Source organism: Acinetobacter sp. ABJ_C4_1 (assembly GCF_044538495.1).
GTDB lineage: Bacteria > Pseudomonadota > Gammaproteobacteria > Pseudomonadales > Moraxellaceae > Acinetobacter > Acinetobacter nosocomialis_A.
On sequence record NZ_JBIUCQ010000007.1, the window covers coordinates 1 to 18639 of the forward strand.

Genomic DNA, 18639 nt, shown 5'->3' on the forward strand with positions numbered 1-18639 from the left:
ACCAATTAATAAAATTTAACGACTAATTTTGATATTATCTGCTCTATTTTTTTGTGCTTTTTAAAATGTCTTAGGTCTTATTTTTGAAAAAATAATTTATATCAATTACTTTTTAGTTAGGTAAGTAAATATGTCCCAATTACTTATTTTTCTTATTTCTTAAATAAATTAAATCTAGGCTTTACTCAGATGAATCTTACTTCTTTTTGTTAAAGTGATATTTATATTTTAGACATCCATAACTCTGGAAAAATATTTTTATCAATCATTCCTCTGCTTTTTTTCCAAAAATATTACTAACCACACCGCCAGTAATTCCTGCACTAATTGCACCGAAAGATGTTCTTACATTACCATCCATAATTACACCTAATGATTCATCTACAGTACCAATCGATGGTTTACTGCTACAGGTTTTAAGCTCAAACAGTTTAGAAGAGAGGGATGCGGTGGTGGAGCGGTTTTTTATGCCTGTGTGATAGCGGGAAAACTCATACTAATTATTCAGTATATGGCCTGAGGGGGATTTATTATGATTTGTTTTAATAATGATAGTTTGAATTCTATGACTAGGTCCTACTGAATTATTAATATTTACTTAAGTTTTAGCTTTATATTTTTTCTATAAAATAGTTATAAAACTAAGGTTAAAACTGAAGTTAATATAAACGAGATAGACAAATCTGTCTATTTTATATAAAGTATAGTCGATTGTAACTCAAATTTATAAATAAAGTGATGTTTAATAATATTACCCAGATTTTAGAGAGTGTTGGTTTTCTCTCACAACATCGTTCGGTGTATCTCCAGTTTTCAGATGCATCCCTGAATAGTCAGGTCTTTTTACAACGCATAGATGGGCAACATTATCTTAATCAGGGCATGACAGCAGAGCTGATTTGTTTATCAACAAATGCCCATATTCCACTCAAGCAATTTATTGGGGTGCAGGTTGCTGTTGACCAAGTAACAGACCGAGGAAGCTTTTTCCGTACAACTGGTATTATTACTGGAGCATCGCAAGGACAAAGTGATGGTGCTTTAACTTTATATAAGCTGGCTGTAAGTGATCCAACTTATCTCTGGCATAAACGCAGAAATAGTCGTGTGTTTATGAACAAGAGTGTGAAAGAAATTAGTGAAATTCTATTTCAGGAATGGCAGGGGAAAAGTCCATTATTTGCTTCTAGTCTGACTCTAGATTTGAGCGGATTGAAACAGACCTATGATGTCCGTCCTTTTGTTATGCAGCTCAATGAAAGTGACTATGACTTCTTAACTCGTTTATGGCGTAGTGAAGGCGTTAGCTGGCTCATTGACGAAGCTGAGCTTACTGTAGAGAGCAATACAGATGATATTCAGCCACAAAAATTACGTTTGATTGATGATAATAACCAATATGAAGCACTGACAAGAAGAGCGATTCGTTACCACCGCAGCAGTGCAACTGAACAATCTGATAGCATGACCAGCCTCATGGCTGATCGTAGTTTACAGCCGACCTCTGTTTTTGTGCAGCGTTGGCAGTCAGATGTATTAGAGCAAACTGATGGGGTAGGCAGTGTCCAAAGTAAACATTTGCATAGCTCTAACTACGACAATCAAAGCTTAAGCCTTGAAGAAGCATGGCACTATAGTCCGGCATGGATGCAAGATTTAAATAGCGAAGATGGTGCAACCTCAGCAAGTAATCAACAACTAGAAAAGTTCAATCAGAACCTAAGTGCTTATTATGATGCTCAGTCTAAGCAGTTTATTGCTAAAACCACAGTACGAGATACCCAAGTCGGCTATTGGTTTGAACTCAATGAGCATCCTGAAATAGATCAGCATGAAAGCTCAGATAAAGAGTTTTTAATTGTAGGTAAGAACTACTATAACCAAAATAATTTACCCAAAGATTTAAACCAGCAAATCCAGACTTTAGTTCAACAAAGTGATTGGCAAGCGAGTAATAACGACGAGCGTCAAGCGAATCAGTTGATTTTACAACGTCGTCATATTCCAACAACACCCGCCTATAACCCACAAACCCATAGTCCTGCCACTCATCCACAACGTGCGAAAGTGGTGGGTCCTGAAGGTGAAGAAATCTATGTAGATGAATGGGGACGTATTAAAGTCCGCTTCCTGTTTACCCGTAGTGATGACCATAGCCATGATGGTGGAGCAGGAACCAACAACAATGACACCGATTCTGCTTGGATTGACGTTCTAACGCCGTGGGCTGGAGAAGGTTACGGTGCACGGTTTTTACCGCGTATTGGTGAAATTGTTGTTATTAACTTTTTTAATGGCGATATAGACCGACCGTTTGTGATGGGACGAGTGCATGAGGCTCAGCGCCAACCGACCAAATTTGATAACAAAGGTAAGCTTCCCGATACTAAAAAGCTGAGCGGTATCCGTTCCAAAGAAGTCTCAGGTGGTGGTTTTGGACAACTCAGATTTGATGATACCCCGGGGCAAATTAGTACTCAACTTCAAAGCAGTCATGGTGCAAGTCAGTTAAATCTGGGGAAACTCAGCCATCCTAAAGATAAAGCGGAAAGTGAAGATCGCGGAGAAGGATTTGAACTGCGTACTGACCAATGGGGAGCTTTGCGCGCGGGGCAAGGTTTGTTGGTGTCCACCCATAAACAGGATAATGCAAAAGGCGAACACCTCGATGCCGAAGTTGCGAAAAAGCAACTTGAGGGTAGTCAAACTAACAGTAAAGCACTGAGTGACATTGCTAAAAACCAGAAAACCGATGAAATAGAATCGATTGAACAGTTAAAAGATTTTGCTTCACAAATTCAGCAGCAAATCGCTAAATTTGAAAAAGCTTTACTGCTTTTAAGTTCACCAGATGGCATAGCTTTGAGTACGTCTGAAGATATTCACATCTCGGCTGATGCACAAATCAATCAGGTTGCTGGAGACAGTATCAATATAAGTACTCAAAAGAATGTCATTGCCCATGCTCAAAATAAGATCAGCCTCTTTGCAGCGCAAAGTGGACTAAAAGCTGTAGCAGCACAAGGCAAAGTAGAAATACAAGCTCAGGCAGATGCGCTGGATGTGTTGAGCAAACTTGGAATTACAATTTCATCAACCGATGACAAAGTCATCATTAGTAGCCCGAAAGAAGTCAAAATCACGGGTGGCTCATCGCAAATTACTCTAAATGGCTCAGGAATCTTTCCGAAAACTGGCGGAAAATTCCAAGTCAATGCAGGACAGCATTTGTTTATGGGAGGAGCGAGTGCAAGTGCTAATGCTCCTGAGTTACCTAAAGCAAAACCTATGCAAGGAGCATTGGAGCTACTGCGGAGTTATGGTGGAGATAACTTCTTTAAGCAAAATAGTTATAAGGTCATTGATTCATTAGGTAAGCAAATTACAGGCAAACTTGATGGGAATGGTTTTGCACAAGTAAAAGGTATTGCACCTGGACCAGCTAGAGTAGTTTTTGAGAAGGACAATACCAGTGCTTGGCTACAAAGCAGTGATTTTAATCGTAAATACACTTGGGCTGAGCCAGTCAAAAGTGTTCAAGGATTAATGAAAAATGCCCTAGGAACAGTGGGGCAAAATACGATGTCTCAGTTGCAAAATAATCTTCTTTCAACTGATAAAAATAGTTTCAAAAACTTGGGTAAAAATACTTTAGATAATTTAGCTGGGCAAGCAGTAGGCCAGATTAAAAATCAGGTCACTAATACTGCGCTCAACACTGTTTCAAAAGAACTTAATCTCAATTTATCTGCTGATCAAATGAAAAGTCTTGGTCAAATGGCGATAAACCCAAGCCAGTCTCTTGAAATGCTAAAAGAGCAAGGCCAAGGTTTTTTGAGTGATCAAATGACCGCAAAATTATCTAAGTCCACAAATCAAGATTCACCTATTCAGCAAGGGGCTTTAGATACTTTTGTTCGGACAAAAAAGTAGATTGGATGAATAGAGCGATCCAACATAGAAAAATATTGCTGTAATTGAATGAATTAAAGGTTTTATATTAATGGCTAAAGAGAATACAAAACAGAAAGAAATTAAAAAACAACCTGCTGTTGAACTTGCTGTTTTTAACTTAAATAGCGTGAGGGATGTAGCGGATTTGCAAATGATCGCAAGTCAGGTTCAGCGTTATTTACAAGTGTGTGGAAACACAACACTAGAACAAATAAAAAGTAAAGCCAATATAATCACGGTTGCTAATATCTTTGCATTGACGGGTAGTGTACTAGACCTTATGCTCTTTGCCACAGATAAGAAAACTGGTGATGCTGCTGTACAACGTGGGGCATTACTTGCGGCAAATTTAATAGGCTTATTTTCAGAACCGAGTAATGAAGCTCATGCGCGCATGGCTTTACGTCCGATGTTTGGTTTAATGGCACAGTGCTTATATCGAGAAAATGGAAAAATTACAGAAACTGATATTAAGCGGTTAGGTTTACATCTCAATGCGATGATCGCTGGAGATTTAGAGAACTTTTTAAAAGAGACTCAAGCGAAGTTAAGCACTCTACTTGCCAGTGCTACGGCGTTGGGTGTAACTATATTACAAAGCATGGCGACCCCAGCAACAAATATAAATGTAGGAATAACCACTGCGGCAGGTGCAAGTGCAGAGAAACGAGATCCGAAACTCAAATTTACCAACTGGGCTGTTCCACTCATTGATTTATTAGGGAAGCCGAGCCAAGCAAATTTAACCCCAAAAATACAACCAAATATAACAAGTCGTTTGCAACACGAAGCAACTCAGGCTATTGCGGCTTTAGGTCAAGCTTTACAGCAACAAGCAAATGCTAGTCAAAAATATACGTTGGCATGGCTATTACAAGAAACACTGAAAGCTATACAAGCATTAGAAAACAAAGGTAATGCAAGTGTGCCAATCAACCAGACGGGTGAATATGAACGGCATACGAAAGGAGACACTTTAGAGTTTGTAAGTTTACAAGCAGATGCTTTAAATGCTCCTCCATGTGAAGGCCCTGATTCCCAATCTAGAAAAAGTATTAGCTATTCAATTGGTGCTGAACGGGTTCAACATACAGACTTCTATTTACCAAAAATAGGTTTTTCTTTTATACGGCAATATAACTCACAAATGGATGAGTTTGATCAAAGCATGGTCGGTGCACGTTGGATGATGCCATTTTCCAATATGATTCAACGAACTGCTCAAGGCTATTTATTTATTGATAGTAAAGGGCGAAAGCATCAACTGCCAGCTTCCATTACACTTGAAACTTATGAAGTTCCTTATGAGGGAATAATAGTACAACCTCTTAAAAATGGAGATCTGGTTCTAAACTTTGGGGGAGACTGGACTTTTCAATTTCATCAGTTTTCAGTCGGACAGCCTTATCAATTGATTCAACAATTCAATGAAAAAACACAAGAAAAAATTGATTTAAGTTACCTTATTTTTGAAAAGGTTGCTTATCTTCAATGTGTTGATTTTCAATTAGAGCATGCTAAACACCAATTAAAATTTGCTTTTAATGAGCAAGTTAAAATGATTGCGGTGTTTTTAGATGATAAAGCCGAACCATTAGCACGTTATGAATACGATACCCAAGGGAACTTAATTAAAGCTATTGATCAGAATGGCCATACAAGAACTTATGAATATAACCACTTTCATCAACTAACGCGCTATACAGACCGTACAGGGCGTGGACAAAATATTCGTTATGAATCAACTGAAGCCAAAGCTAAAGCAGTAGAAGAATGGGCGGATGATGGTAGTTTCCATACCAAACTAAAATGGCACCCGCGCTTACGTCAAGTGGCGGTTTATGACGCCTATGATGTACCAACCTACTATTACTTTGACCTCAATGGGTTTACTTACCGCACACGTTTAGCGGATGGGCGTGAGTCATGGTATAGCCGTGATGGGCAAAAGCGGATTACTCGTCAAATTGATTTTGAAGGACGAGAGACTCAACAGGAATATAATGATCAAGATCAACTTGTTAAAATTGTCCAGCCAAACGGTGGGATAATTCGTTTTGCATATAATGAACAAGGTAATTTAGTTGAAATTAAAGACCCAGAAGGCAGTATTTGGAAACGGGAATATGATGAAAATGGTAATCTTAGTAAGGAAATCAATCCATTAGGGCATATCACACAGTACAAATATAACAATGATAATCAACTGGTTGAAGTCATTGATGCAAAAGGTGGGGTTAAGAAAATTCAATATAATGAATTGGGGCAGATGATTTCATATACCGATTGCTCAGGTAAGAGTAGTACATGGGAATATGATGAAGATGGTGCACTGACAGCTCAACAAACTGCAAATAATAAAGTTGTACAGTATTTTTATAGTACCAAAGGCCGAGATAAAGGACAGCTGCAAAGTATTATTTATCCTGATGGGTTAAAAGAATACTTTGAGCATGATGAAGAAGGACGCTTACTTAAGCATATAGACACTAAAGGTTTAGTAACGGAATATAAGTACAATCAAGTTGGCTTATTAGAGCAGCGTATTGATGCCAATCGACATAGCGTAACTTATCAATGGGACAAACAAGGCCGCATTCAAAAGCTGATTAACCAGAATCAAGCCGAATATTTGTTTGGATACAATCCGTATGGATATTTGATACGTGAACAGGCCTTTGATGGAGAGGAAAAGCACTATAGTTACAATGAGAACGGAAGGTTATTTCAAATCCGTCAACCAAATATACTGACCGAATTTGACTATTATGCAGATGGGCAAATTGCTTCGAAAAGCTTTACCCATTTACATACAGGCCAGAAACAAACAGAGCAATTTGACTATAACCTGAATAACCAGCTGAGCCGAGCCAGTAATGAGGTTAGCCAAATTGATTTCTATCGCAATGCACTTGGGCAGTTGGTTAGAGAGCACCAGCATTATAAAATTCTAGAACTGAAACCGCTCACAGCAGTATTACATTATGAGTATGATGAGCTTGGAAATTTAATTAAAACAATTCGACCTGATGGACATACACTGAATCATCTTGTTTATGGTTCAGGACATATTTATGCAATTGGTTTAAATAACCAAGAAGTTGCTTCATTTCAGCGTGATGATTTGCATAGAGAAACAACAAGATTACTAGCAAATGGGCTTATTCAAACTAAACAATATAATGATGTGGGATTACTGAGTTCACAGCTAATTCAACCTGAGCAAGAAACTCAAGACTATTTACAATATCAAGTATATAGACACTATCAATACGATCAAAACTATTTGCTTAGTCAAGTCGAAGATAGCCGTTTGGGTAAGCTCAATTATCAATATGACCCAATTGGGCGTTTAATTGCAGCTCAAAGTTTACATAAAACAGAAAGCTTTAGCTTTGACCCAGCAGGTAACTTAATTGATTCTGACTCGGTAGTAAGTCCTGCACAAATTAAAAATAACCTTATTAAAGGTTATAAAGGTAAACACTACCAATACGATGCACAAGGTAATGTGACAGAGATTATTCAAGCGGGCAAAAACCTTAAACTGACTTGGGATAATCAAAACAGACTTATTCGAAGTGATAATAATGGTCTAGTTACAGAATATGGTTACGATGTCTTTGGTCGTCGACTCTACAAAAAAACAGCCAGAGCATTAACGTTATTTGGTTGGGATGGCGATTTAATGATATGGGAATCATTTAAATCGGCACAGACTAGTTATACAAAGCACTATATTTATGAACCTGATAGCTTTGTTCCACTATTACAAACAGGTTATAAGGATTTCATTCAACTGATAGAAACTCCTGATTATCAGGAATATCAAACAAAACCATATTCTATTTATAAAGACCCGGTATGGAATAGTACTACTCGGAAAAAGCGTGCTGATTTAGAGCAAATCACATTTTACCACTGTGATCAGGTCGGAACACCACAAACCATGACTAATACTCGCGGTGAATGTGTATGGGAAATTCTCCAAGACACGTGGGGAACAGCATTAGAAATTAAAGCAGTAAATCAAGATAATCCATTTGAACAAAATAATTTACGCTTTCAAGGTCAATATTACGATCTGGAAACAGAACTGCACTATAACCGTTATCGTTATTATGAACCTCATAGTGCAAGATATGTGAGTAAAGATCCGATTGGTTTGAGTGGCGGAATTAATACCTCTGCTTATGTAAGTGATCCAACTCAATGGGTAGATCCGCGGGGGCTTGCATCAAATTCAATTGGATCATATGGAAGTGTAAAATCAGCATCAGATACATATGAAAAGTATGCAACAAGTAAAAGTTTAAAAGATGTAGCTGAAAGATATGCGGCAGGGAAATCTGTAGGCGGCTCAGCGACAGCAGGAGTTGGTGTTGGGATTTACGCTAATTATAAAGGTAATGGTGAAAGTACATTAACAATGGAACGAAAAGTAGGTTTAGGTTATGAGTATGGGGTTTTTGAACGTAATTACCATTATGGAGAAAGACAAGTTAATAGAGGTTATATAGAAGGGTGTGCGGCAACAGGAGAATCTAAATACTGTGCGGGCTCACATACTGATAAAATAAGCCCTTATATTTATAAAGATGAGTATAAGTCAAAAAGTAAAGCAAGAGGTATTACTATTAGTCAAGGTAAAGAAATGGTTGGTAATCCAAATGGCCCATCTATTATTCATGGTCCCGGTCATAGTTGGGATTTGGGAGCACATGGCTTCCCTTCAACATATTAAAGAGAAACCTGTCTAAATATAAAGATATTAGTTCATCTTGGATAATTCTTGAGCTGCATAAGAGTTTCCTGCTTCAGCAGACTTTTCAAACCAAGTACGGGCTAAGGATAAGTTCTTATCTACTCCTAGCCCGTCTTTATATATTTTCCCGAGATGGTATTGTGCATTGCTTTCGCCTTGATTTGCAGCTGCCAAAAACCATTTTTGTGCTTGAAGATAATCTTGTTTTATACCATCTCCGAGTAAGTACATAAGCCCTAAATTATATTGGGCATCAATATCTCCTTGGACGGCAGCTTTTAAATACCATTGAGAAGCTTCTAACTTGTTTTGAGTTACTCCTCTACCATGTAAAAACATAGTGGCAAGATTTGTTTGAGCATCTGAATCACCTGCATTTGCAGCATCTAAGTAGTATTTTATAGCCTTTTGATAGTCCTGCTTAATACCTAAGCCTTTACTGTAGAAATTTCCAAGTTCGTTTAAGGATGGAATATCACCTTGTACTGCAGCTTTCTCATACCAATATTTTGCTTTGATGTAATCTGGTTTAATATGCTTATTTCCCATGTATAATAAACCTAAATTATATTGAGCATTAACATAACCTTGATTTGCAGATAAAGTGTACCATTCAATAGCTTTTAGAATATTGGGTTGAATATCTTTATATCCTTCTGCATACATTACACCTAAATTGTACTGTGCTTCCGGATCTCCCTTTTCAGCTTTTGATCGGATATCATTTACATTAATATTATCTATATTATTCTGATTAGAGTGCTGTTGTTCATTATTGTCATTAGCTTGATTGACAGATTTTGCACAACCTGAATTTAAGATACTTAAAAGACAAACAGTTAGAAAAATTTTTTTTGATAACATCTTTTATCTCGGATAGATTAATGGGTGTTAATTTACTATATAGGAATTCTACTTGCTCAATTTGCAACGTAAAATAACATAAACGAAAAAATAACGTTTCAAAAAGAAGGATTTTCATAGATCAATTTAAGAAAAGATATGCCTATATCTATAGAAAATTATAATCTATCTAATTACTGATTTTAATAATAAGAATAATTTTATGATCATGTACATACTACTAAAGATTGAGAATATAATTTCAAAGCTTCACAAGACCAACAGTCAACTGTTGATCATAAATTACCAGCAGCTCCAAGAATTCCTGAGGCTCCTTCCAAAATGGGCTATCATCCACTTGATTTCCAAACCAAGGCATGTTTTAAATGAGAGATAATATGAAAATTTTCTTATCAATATTTATATTTAGTACATTAACTTTGGTAGGATGTGATTCTTCTAATATAAAAGTCAAAAGCTCCAATAGTGAGTTAAGTAAATATGAAAAAGATGCAGAAAATGGTGACCCAGTTGCTCAATATAATATAGGTGTTATATATCAACAAGGATTAAATGGTAATAAGGTTAACTTAGATAAAGCGGTGTATTGGTTTGAAAAAGCTGCCGAACAAGGTGAAGAGGAAGCCAAAGCTAATTTGGTATAATTTATTATACAGAGGGAACTAAATATACTAATATTCCCAAGGCATTAGATACTTTTTCTGAACTTTCGAAAAAAGATAATAGAGTAGCTATTAATTTTTTAGGAAGAATGTATAAGGATGGAGTTGGTGTAGATCAGGATAGTAATAAGGCCTTTAATCTTTTTAATAGAGCTGCTCTTTTGGGTGACTTAAGTGCACAGTTTAATTTGGGCAATATGTATTTTAATGGTGAAGGGACCCCTTTAGACTATGAAAAGGCTACCTATTGGTATAACAAGGCTATTATAAATGGAAAAGATGGAGATGCCGCTAAAATACTTGCTGGAATGTACTATGAAGGGAGAGGGGTAGAAAAAAACATTAGTAAATCAATTGAATTACTTCAAATTGCTGCTGATCAAGGAGATCAAGAGGCGGCCAAAAATATAGAAATTATAAAAAAAGAATGTAGCTGCTAATAAATATTTATTAAATTGTTCTAAATTTAGATAAATTTTATATAAACTAAGAATAATATATAGTTAATTAGATATAATATTTTTATTGAAATTGTTGTTGGTATTAAGGAGTGCTAGATTTACTTTTGAAAATGAGTTTTTTAATAGTATTTTTTAAAATTTGAGTCTATTATGAGTAAATATTTAAATATCTTTATATTCAGTATATTAGTAGGGTGTAATATCCCTGATAGTTCAGCAAATTCTGAATTCGAAAATTTAAAAAGTGCAGCAGAACAGGGAGATATTCGTGCTCAGTCACAAATGGGTGATGCATATCTATTCGGTGAGTATGATTTAAATGTTGATTATAAACAGGCTATTAATTGGTATCAAAAAGCTGCTGATCAGAGTGATGCAAAGTCTCAATATAATTTAGCAATAATGTACCTTAATGGTTATGGTGTAAAAAAGGACTTATCAAAATCTGTAGAATATTATCGTAAATCTGCTTTACAAGGAGATGCTGATAGTCAACTTCAATTAGGAATTAGGTACTTAAATGGAGAGGGAGTTGAAAGAAATATAGAAACTGCAAAAGAATGGTTTAAGAAAGCAAAATTATCTGGTAATCAAGAAGCTGATGTTTATTTAAAAAAATGAATAATTAATAAAGAATATATTAAATTTTTCTGGGTTACATAAATATTATCTAAGCTCAGGATGATATGTGGATAATAAATTTTATTAGTTAATTAGCCTATTTTATACTTTTTAAATTATAATAAAATTAAATTATAAATTAATCATATAATTTGCTGTAGTAATTGTACTCCAAATTAGTAAGACTTTTGCTTTTAAGTAACTTAACCCATTGGGTCGACCCTATAGGGCAGCAGCTAGTAGACGGAAAAAATTAGGATTAGGTATAGGTTTCTTATTTTTAAATACTATGACTTGATTTGGTCAAGTTGGTTGAAAAAGTATAGTATTAAATGCGCCAAATATGGGACAGTTCCTTAAAAATAATGCTTCAGGAATGGTGATATTTACAAATAAACAAATGATTGGACAAGCTGGTTCGAGAGGTGTTAAAGCTGCGACTGAGAAAGATAAATCAAGTAAGAAATAGTAAGGTGAAATAATGCTAACGATATTGGTAGAAGTAATTATGGCTGTTTTTATTGCTAATTTTAAAGTATCAGAACACCCTATTATAAATATAATAGTACGTGGCCTTTTGGTGGCAGTAATCGGCTCTTTTATAGCATTATTTTCTTCAATCCTAGAAGGTTGGGATTTTTCGATTGGGTTTGCTTTAATATTCAGCCTGATAATTGGCTTGGCCGTAAGTATTTTTCTGTTCGCGGTAGAGGCTTTTTTTAACTATATTGATAAGAAATGATTTTATATATTAAGAAACGTTAGAGAAGTAGTGATAGGAGTTATAAAGGGAAGTTGAAATGAAAAAAATTGCAACGAATCAATTGAATCTTGAAGATATACCTATGAACTACAAATGGAATAGTTTTGTTCAGTTTGCTTTAAGTTTTGATCCTAGATTAGAGATGGATCAATGGAGCGAAAGTGATTATATTAGTCCAAGTCGGTTGCCAACTGAATCGGATTCTATAATAGGATTGAGAGGCTATTTGTACCATCTTCAGAGAGTAAATAATCAAGATATTAATGATGAAAATACTTTAAAGTTTAGAGTGGAAAAGGCATATAGTTTATTAAGAGAAAAGTTAAAGGAATCTTAATTTTTCAGTATTCTTATATCCTTAATGGAAATATACACAAATTATTTTAGTAAGAGAAAATAGGAATATTGATAGTTTTATTTGAAGATATTATGCGCGCTTTTATAGAAAACTTTAAAGTATCCTATTAAAAATATAGTAATACATAGTATTTTAATTATGATTGATGGTGCTAATTTTGTAAGACTTTCATCAACAATAAAGACTTGATAAGTAATTGAATTATAGATTCTTATTGCTGAGTTAACTATATATTCCTTTATTATTTTGAGCCAAACAACTTGTTTGGCTCTTATTTTCAGAATTTAATTCCTATCTATTGAGACTCATCTAAATCACGTTCGCGGCATGATAATTCATAATAATTACCTTTTGGCAGAGAACTAATTTTAAACCCATAGTAAGTGCTATTGGTTTCTATCGGAGCGATATTACATTGATTCTTTTTTGCAAATTTTTCAATTAATTTTAAATTGGTGGTTTGCTTAAATACAGCTCCCCAACCTTCACTCACACAACAGCCCACATATTCAGACATATATTCATCTGAAATAAGCACAACGTTTTGTCCCATAAATTCATAAGGTTTTTTGAGTTTGTATATATCGTTATAGTCTGCTCTTGAAATATTAGGTTTTTTGGCTAGGAAACCTTTTTGTTTAAGAATTTGAAAATTTAAAAAATCTTCAGGACCAGTACCAAGTCCCCGATAAATCGAGCTATTGTCCTCTGCAAAACTATATGAGCTGAAAATGCTAATTAAGCTTAAAAGTAATAATTTTTTCATTTTAAATTTCAAAAGTTATATGAGGCCACAATTCTTTCATATCTTATGAATAGCGTAAAGTAAATGACTGATTTTTATAGTCTACTCATAAAATATAGTATCGGTAATAGTTAGTTATTAGATTATTTTTTTCTTTGAATAAGATGAGATAAGAGAGGGAGGAAAGCAACCTAAATAGTGGCTTTCCTATCTTTTAAAGTCATGAACGTGCTTTAAAAATAAGCTTAATGAAATAGGGTTATTTCTTCTGTTTAAAACGGTATTTACATTTCAAGCAGCGATAGTCCTGAAATATATTTTTATCAATCATTACGCCTGCTTTTTTACCAAAAATATTACCTACCACACCGCCAGTGATACCTGCACTGATTGCACCGACAAATGTTCCTACAGTTCCACCAACAATTACACCTAATGGTCCGGCAACAGTACCAATCGCTGCCCCTACAGTAGCACCAGTTGCGGCGCCGCCTACAGTACCTGCCGTAGTACCTGCAGCTGTTAATAAAACACCGCCAGTGGTTTTAAGTAATTTGTCATGATCACGTGTTTCAATTTCTGTAGAACCACATTTCGGACATTGCAGTGTTTTTTCCATAAAATTTTCCTGTCTTTCATCATTGAGCGACGCAGTAAATAGCGCGAAATCTATAAGTGGGTAAAGCACTGGGTTAGATGAAGTGTCTTTTTCCTAGAAGGGCATCGCAACAATATACTTTGTCAGCCTCGATTTTAGCTGAACATAAGCACAAATAATTATAGATCATGTAAACACTTGTATTTTACTCATGATCTGTTGAGTATGGCTTAATTGCTTGTTTTAGAATGAATAAAGACTACATAAAATATCTCAGAATTAATTATTGTGAATTAAATTAGAAATAGGCATATGGCATAATTGGTTTGTTCTGAAGGCAAATTGTTTGTAAACCCCAAAATAATAAAGGCTTATCCTGTTTGAATAAGCCTTATTTGAAGATTAGAGTGATTTTTTCCAACTCAAAATTGTATATAGCCCAAACATAAAGGCGATCCAGATTGGAATGAGAATCACCGACTTTTCAAAGCCTTGAGTCCACATGATATATAAAATCATGCCAATAAAAGTCAAAACGATATAGTTACTCAAAGGTGAAAATAGGGCAGGAAATTTGGCAACTTTATTTTCAAGCTTCATCGAACGTTTAAATTTTAAATGGGTAAAACTAATAATTGCCCAGTTTAAAACCAAAGCTGCTACAGCCATGTACATAAGATAGCTTAAAGCTTCTTCTGGTATGAAATAGTTAAGTAATACACACCCAAAAATTAGAATAGAAGAAAAGATAACCGCTGATGTAGGTACACCTTGTTTGCTTACTTTTGCAAAAACTTTAGGTGCGTTGCCTTGAACTGCTAGCCCGTACAACATACGGCTATTGGCATACATCCCACTGTTATAAACAGAAAGGGCAGCAGTTAAAATAATAAAGTTAAGTAAATGTGCCGCCCAACCAATGCCCAGTTGGCTAAAAATCATGACAAATGGACTCTTATCTAAACCGCCGAGGTCCAGTTGATTCCATGGAATAAGCGACATAATAATTGCCAGCGAAGCCACGTAAAAAACCAAAATTCGGAAAATAACTTGGTTAATGGCTTGTGGAATACTTTTTTCAGGATTTTCAGCTTCAGCTGCTGTCATTCCAATGAGTTCAATACCACCAAAGGCAAACATTAAAAAGGCGAGCATATAAAACAGGCCCGAGAACCCATGAGGGAAAAATCCGCCATGCTGCCATAGGTTTGAAAAGCTAGCGATAGAGTCATTACCTGCGGTAAGCAGTAAATATAAGCCAAATACAATCATTGAAATGACCGCAGCAACCTTAATAATAGCTAACCAAAATTCAGATTCGCCATAAAATTTAACGTTGCCCAAGTTCAAACAAGTGACCAGTACAAAGAAAAATAAAACCGAAACCCACGCAGGTATATGAGGCCACCAATAATGCACATATTTAGCTACGGCGGTAAGCTCAGTCATAGCCACTAAAATGTACACTACCCAATAGTTCCAGCCCGATAAAAAACCGGGAAATCTTCCCCAATACTTTTGTGCAAAGTAGCTAAAAGAGCCAACCACAGGTTCTTCTACAATCATTTCACCCATTTGGCGCATAATTAAAAATGCAACCAAACCGACAATGGCATAACCTAAAATGATTGAAGGACCAGCAGATTGAATGACTTGTGCAGAGCCTAAAAACAGTCCTGTGCCCACAGCACCACCCATAGCGATTAACTGGATGTGACGATTTTTAAGTCCACGTTTTAATTGGGAAGTTGAGTTACTCAAAATACTATGCGCTGTCTAAAAAAGCCGATGCTATTGTAATGGATTGGATAGGGATAACCTAGTTTGAAAAGTAATATTGGGCTTATATAAAAAGATTCGCACAAATCTGTACGAATCCTTTTTAGAAAATGACGTTTTTATAAATTAGAAAGATACCATTTTGCCTGGGTTAATCATTGCACCGATACCATACATACTTTTCGCGAGTGGAATAACGACAGGGGCAAGGGTACGGCCAAAAATAATATTTTGATGGTCAATTTTAGATAACATTTCAAAGTCATTCGATTGACCAACAAAGTCATTTGCAATGGCTTTACCAATACGTACCGTCTGTGCAACGCCGTGACCGCTCCAACCGTGAACAGCATAAATCGGAAATTTATTGCCAAACTTACGGCTGTCGACAGCACCATTTACCGTTAAATCAGTGGTTCCACTCCAAACAAAATCCATCTCTAGATTTTTAATTTGCGGGAACACGGTATGAATTCGATGCTCTAGATAATTTAGAGTTTTCTCTGGTCCCCAACATGTTCCAGTACCTTGTCCACCAAACAGTAAACGGTTATTAAAGACAGGGCGGTAATAATCAATCTGGAACTGAGTGTCATAAACCGGATGTCCAAATGGCAAAAGCTCTTTGGTATCAAGCTCTAAAGGAGCGGTGGTCGCGACATAGGTATAAAACGGGATAGTAGTATTATTTTGTTCAGATAAAAGTTTAAATGAAGCATGGTGTACCGCTAACACCACAGACTTTTTAGCTTTTACGACAGCATTTGCTGTTTGAACATAAATACCATCTGCTTTTTCTTCTATTGAAATGACTTCTGTTTGTTCATAAACAGTACCGCCATTTTGGCAAAAGCCATAAATTAAGCCACGGTTTAAAGCTAAAGGATGAATTTGTCCACCTAACTCATCAATTAAACCACCTGTATAGTAGTCCGACTTAATAAAGTCCATGAGTTCGTGCTTACCCACAATGCGGGTATGGTCTTCACCTAAATATTTTCGAGCATCGGCGCCTTGGGTTAAGCCAACCAAATGTCCTTCATGAACGGCGGCAGTAATATGGCCGTATTTTCGGTCAAAGTTAAGTTGGTATTTTCCCGAGATGTCATCAATCAGTTGCATGGCCTCCGTAGAGGTAAAATGCCACAGTTTTTTAGCATCTTCATAGCTGAGTCGATCGGCCATTTCTTGAGCTTCCCAGCGTGCTAAACCGGGAGTCAGCTGTCCGCCATTTCGGCCTGAGGCTGCACTACCAATGCGGTTTTTTTCTAATAAAACCGTATCTACACCTTGTTCAGCTAAGTGTAGGGCAGTCGATGAACCTAATAAACCACCACCAATAACCACGACATCACATTCAATGTCAGCATTTAAACTATTGAAGGTATGCCAATCAGACAGTGAACTTTCATAGTAGTTGGCTGGGTTATCTACCGATGCATCATCAACCGCGGCTGTATCAAATTTCGCATGTTTTGGATTTAACCAACTCCACTCTTTGCCCACTTGTAGAGATTTACTTGGTTTGTATTCCACGTCTTTTAAAAGTTGAGGTTTAGAAATAATTTTCATAGAGAAGTTCCTTAAAAAATTAATAAGCATTACTAATGGCAATACTTTGTTTTTTAATCGTTTTATAAATGAATAGAAGAATGCCTAAAGATAGCCAGAAGCATCCAAAAATCAGTGAAGATGAGTCAAGATTGAGCCATAAGCAAATAATGCTAATGACCGATAGAAGCGGTAAAAACAGGTTTAGAAATTTATTTTTAAAACCTAAGCGCTGTTTATCTTTAATATAAAATTTCATAAAAACTGAGAAGTTGACGGCCGTAAAAGCAACGAGCGCACCAAAACTGATCAGGCTTACGACTTGAGCTAAATCTAAAAAAATAGCCGACATTGAAATAAGCCCGACAAATAAAACCGAGAAAAATGGCGTACCTAAAGAGCTATGGATGGTTCCAAAATACTTTTTAGGAAAAATATTGTCGGATCCCATTATATACAGTAAACGCGAAGCACTGGCATGTGAGGCAAGACCAGAGGCGACCGTGTTCATAATTTGGCCGCATAAAAATATCGACTGGAACAAAGCACCGCCGACATAAAGCACAATTTCAGGAAGTGCTTCTGAAGGGTGGTGAAAACGAACATTGTTTGGAAAATAAAGTTGAATAAACCAAGCAGCTGTGAAGAAAATAAGTCCGCCAGTAAGTGTTGTTAACATGACTGCACGAGGAATATTTTTGGTGGGTTGTTTGGTTTCATTTGAAAGGGTAGTAACTGCATCAAAACCTAAGAATGAAAAACATAAAACCGAAGCGCCAGCAACGAGCGGTAATAGTGACTGCTGACCGTGCCATAGCGGAGCCAAGGTCAGCACGTGTTCATAACCTTGAGTTGAGCCAATACCACGAACCACTAAATATACAAAAATGACCATGAGGATAATCGGAGCAAACACAAACACGAGACTTAGGTTGGCAAGTAACCGAATACGGAAACTGTTGACTAAAGTCACAAGGCCCGCCGATACCAATACCCAAAACCAATAAGGCATACTAGGAATGAGTGCGGTGAGATAAATTGCAGCCAGTAACACATTAATAAGGGGTAATAACAGATAGTCGAGTAGAGAACACCAGCCAACGAAAAATCCACTTTTAGGCCCTAAACTTTCAGCAGTATAACTATAGGCCGAACCTGATCTTTCAGAATTTTTACTAAACCTCGCATAGCTCCAGGCGGTGAGCAGCATCGCGCCTAAAGCAAGTAAATATGCGAGAGGAACATGCCCTTGAGTAATTCCGGAAACAATGCCGAAAGTATCAAAAACCGTCATGGGGGTCATATAGGCAATACCAATAATCGTGACTTGCCATAGTGTTAGTTTTTTTAAGGAAGACGCTTTATTTTCCATGTCTTTTCAACCTCAAATTTCGTTGTTTTTGCTTTTCATCCAGAAAGGCGATGCTATTTTTAGGCCAAAACTTCCCTGTGACCTGAATAAACAAGTCTGATTGAAGAAAGTTTGAACAGTAGCTAGAGGCTTAAAGTGCTATTTCA

12 protein-coding genes and 3 pseudogenes are annotated in these 18639 nt (G+C 36.2%); 8 read left to right on the forward strand and 7 right to left on the reverse strand.

Annotated elements, in window-relative coordinates; translation table 11 throughout:
* Positions 1-196 precede the first annotated feature (196 nt).
* Positions 197-397 (reverse strand): annotated as a pseudogene (locus ACIF8R_RS10295) (hypothetical protein); the annotation flags it as partial.
* Between ACIF8R_RS10295 and ACIF8R_RS10300 the strand changes: the two are divergent.
* The 3 genes and pseudogenes from ACIF8R_RS10300 to ACIF8R_RS10310 form a co-directional block, all read left to right on the forward strand.
* Positions 393-479: pseudogene (locus tag ACIF8R_RS10300) on the forward strand (TetR family transcriptional regulator); the annotation flags it as partial. The pseudogenes ACIF8R_RS10295 and ACIF8R_RS10300 sit on opposite strands and share 5 nt — an antisense overlap.
* 259 nt (positions 480-738) lie before the next feature.
* The gene (locus ACIF8R_RS10305) at positions 739-3933 is read left to right on the forward strand and encodes a type VI secretion system Vgr family protein (protein ID WP_396480578.1); all 3195 of its coding nucleotides are present in this window, start codon (positions 739-741) and stop codon (positions 3931-3933) included.
* A 70-nt stretch (positions 3934-4003) separates the two neighbouring features.
* A complete protein-coding gene (locus tag ACIF8R_RS10310; protein ID WP_396480580.1) occupies positions 4004-8698 on the forward strand; it encodes an RHS repeat-associated core domain-containing protein in 4695 nt (1564 codons plus the stop codon).
* 27 nt (positions 8699-8725) lie between these two features.
* Here the strand turns inward: ACIF8R_RS10310 and ACIF8R_RS10315 are convergent, their stop codons facing one another.
* Positions 8726-9583, reverse strand: a complete 858-nt coding sequence (locus tag ACIF8R_RS10315) for a tetratricopeptide repeat protein (protein WP_107973765.1) — start codon at positions 9581-9583, stop codon at positions 8726-8728.
* 377 nt (positions 9584-9960) lie between these two features.
* Here ACIF8R_RS10315 and ACIF8R_RS10320 point away from each other — a divergent pair.
* The 5 genes and pseudogenes from ACIF8R_RS10320 (at position 9961) to ACIF8R_RS10340 (ending at position 12427) form a co-directional block, all read left to right on the forward strand.
* Positions 9961-10685, forward strand: a pseudogene (locus ACIF8R_RS10320) (tetratricopeptide repeat protein).
* 171 nt (positions 10686-10856) lie between these two features.
* Complete coding sequence (locus tag ACIF8R_RS10325) at positions 10857-11327, forward strand: tetratricopeptide repeat protein (RefSeq protein WP_396480583.1); 471 nt, start codon at positions 10857-10859, stop codon at positions 11325-11327.
* Positions 11328-11670: 343 nt separating this feature from the next.
* On the forward strand, positions 11671-11796 hold the full coding sequence (locus ACIF8R_RS10330; protein ID WP_257258690.1) for a hypothetical protein: 126 nt from the start codon (positions 11671-11673) through the stop codon (positions 11794-11796).
* A gap of 12 nt (positions 11797-11808) precedes the next feature.
* Positions 11809-12069, forward strand: a complete 261-nt coding sequence (locus tag ACIF8R_RS10335) for a hypothetical protein (protein ID WP_396480585.1) — start codon at positions 11809-11811, stop codon at positions 12067-12069.
* A gap of 58 nt (positions 12070-12127) precedes the next feature.
* Entirely contained in the window at positions 12128-12427 is a 300-nt protein-coding gene (locus ACIF8R_RS10340; RefSeq protein WP_396480587.1) for a hypothetical protein, read from the forward strand.
* 316 nt (positions 12428-12743) lie between these two features.
* On the opposite strand, the gene ACIF8R_RS10345 is transcribed toward ACIF8R_RS10340, so the two are convergent.
* The 5 genes from ACIF8R_RS10345 to ACIF8R_RS10365 form a co-directional block, all read right to left on the reverse strand.
* Positions 12744-13214 carry a hypothetical protein gene (locus ACIF8R_RS10345; protein ID WP_168726846.1) on the reverse strand — a complete coding sequence of 157 codons (471 nt, stop codon included), beginning with the start codon at positions 13212-13214 and terminating at the stop codon, positions 12744-12746.
* A gap of 238 nt (positions 13215-13452) precedes the next feature.
* Positions 13453-13812: a hypothetical protein gene (locus ACIF8R_RS10350; protein WP_000416092.1), complete on the reverse strand. Its 360-nt coding sequence runs from the start codon at positions 13810-13812 to the stop codon at positions 13453-13455.
* Between the two features lie 381 nt (positions 13813-14193).
* Positions 14194-15552: an amino acid permease gene (locus ACIF8R_RS10355; protein WP_396480590.1), complete on the reverse strand. Its 1359-nt coding sequence runs from the start codon at positions 15550-15552 to the stop codon at positions 14194-14196.
* Between the two features lie 144 nt (positions 15553-15696).
* A complete protein-coding gene (locus ACIF8R_RS10360; protein ID WP_396480592.1) occupies positions 15697-17142 on the reverse strand; it encodes an NAD(P)/FAD-dependent oxidoreductase in 1446 nt (481 codons plus the stop codon).
* A 19-nt stretch (positions 17143-17161) separates the two neighbouring features.
* Complete coding sequence (locus ACIF8R_RS10365) at positions 17162-18493, reverse strand: APC family permease (RefSeq protein ID WP_396480594.1); 1332 nt, start codon at positions 18491-18493, stop codon at positions 17162-17164.
* Positions 18494-18639 lie beyond the last annotated feature (146 nt).

What these genes read in the sequence shown, in the direction of transcription:
- ACIF8R_RS10325 (WP_396480583.1), top strand. Translation starts at nt 10,857, where the DNA reads ATGAGTAAATATTTAAATATCTTTATATTCAGTATATTAGTAGGGTGT.
- ACIF8R_RS10330 (WP_257258690.1), top strand. Translation starts at nt 11,671, where the DNA reads ATGGGACAGTTCCTTAAAAATAATGCTTCAGGAATGGTGATATTTACA.
- ACIF8R_RS10360 (WP_396480592.1), bottom strand. Translation starts at nt 17,142, where the DNA reads ATGAAAATTATTTCTAAACCTCAACTTTTAAAAGACGTGGAATACAAA.
- ACIF8R_RS10315 (WP_107973765.1), bottom strand. Translation starts at nt 9,583, where the DNA reads ATGTTATCAAAAAAAATTTTTCTAACTGTTTGTCTTTTAAGTATCTTA.
- ACIF8R_RS10335 (WP_396480585.1), top strand. Translation starts at nt 11,809, where the DNA reads ATGCTAACGATATTGGTAGAAGTAATTATGGCTGTTTTTATTGCTAAT.
- ACIF8R_RS10310 (WP_396480580.1), top strand. Translation starts at nt 4,004, where the DNA reads ATGGCTAAAGAGAATACAAAACAGAAAGAAATTAAAAAACAACCTGCT.
- ACIF8R_RS10365 (WP_396480594.1), bottom strand. Translation starts at nt 18,493, where the DNA reads ATGGAAAATAAAGCGTCTTCCTTAAAAAAACTAACACTATGGCAAGTC.
- ACIF8R_RS10345 (WP_168726846.1), bottom strand. Translation starts at nt 13,214, where the DNA reads ATGAAAAAATTATTACTTTTAAGCTTAATTAGCATTTTCAGCTCATAT.
- ACIF8R_RS10350 (WP_000416092.1), bottom strand. Translation starts at nt 13,812, where the DNA reads ATGGAAAAAACACTGCAATGTCCGAAATGTGGTTCTACAGAAATTGAA.
- ACIF8R_RS10340 (WP_396480587.1), top strand. Translation starts at nt 12,128, where the DNA reads ATGAAAAAAATTGCAACGAATCAATTGAATCTTGAAGATATACCTATG.
- ACIF8R_RS10305 (WP_396480578.1), top strand. Translation starts at nt 739, where the DNA reads ATGTTTAATAATATTACCCAGATTTTAGAGAGTGTTGGTTTTCTCTCA.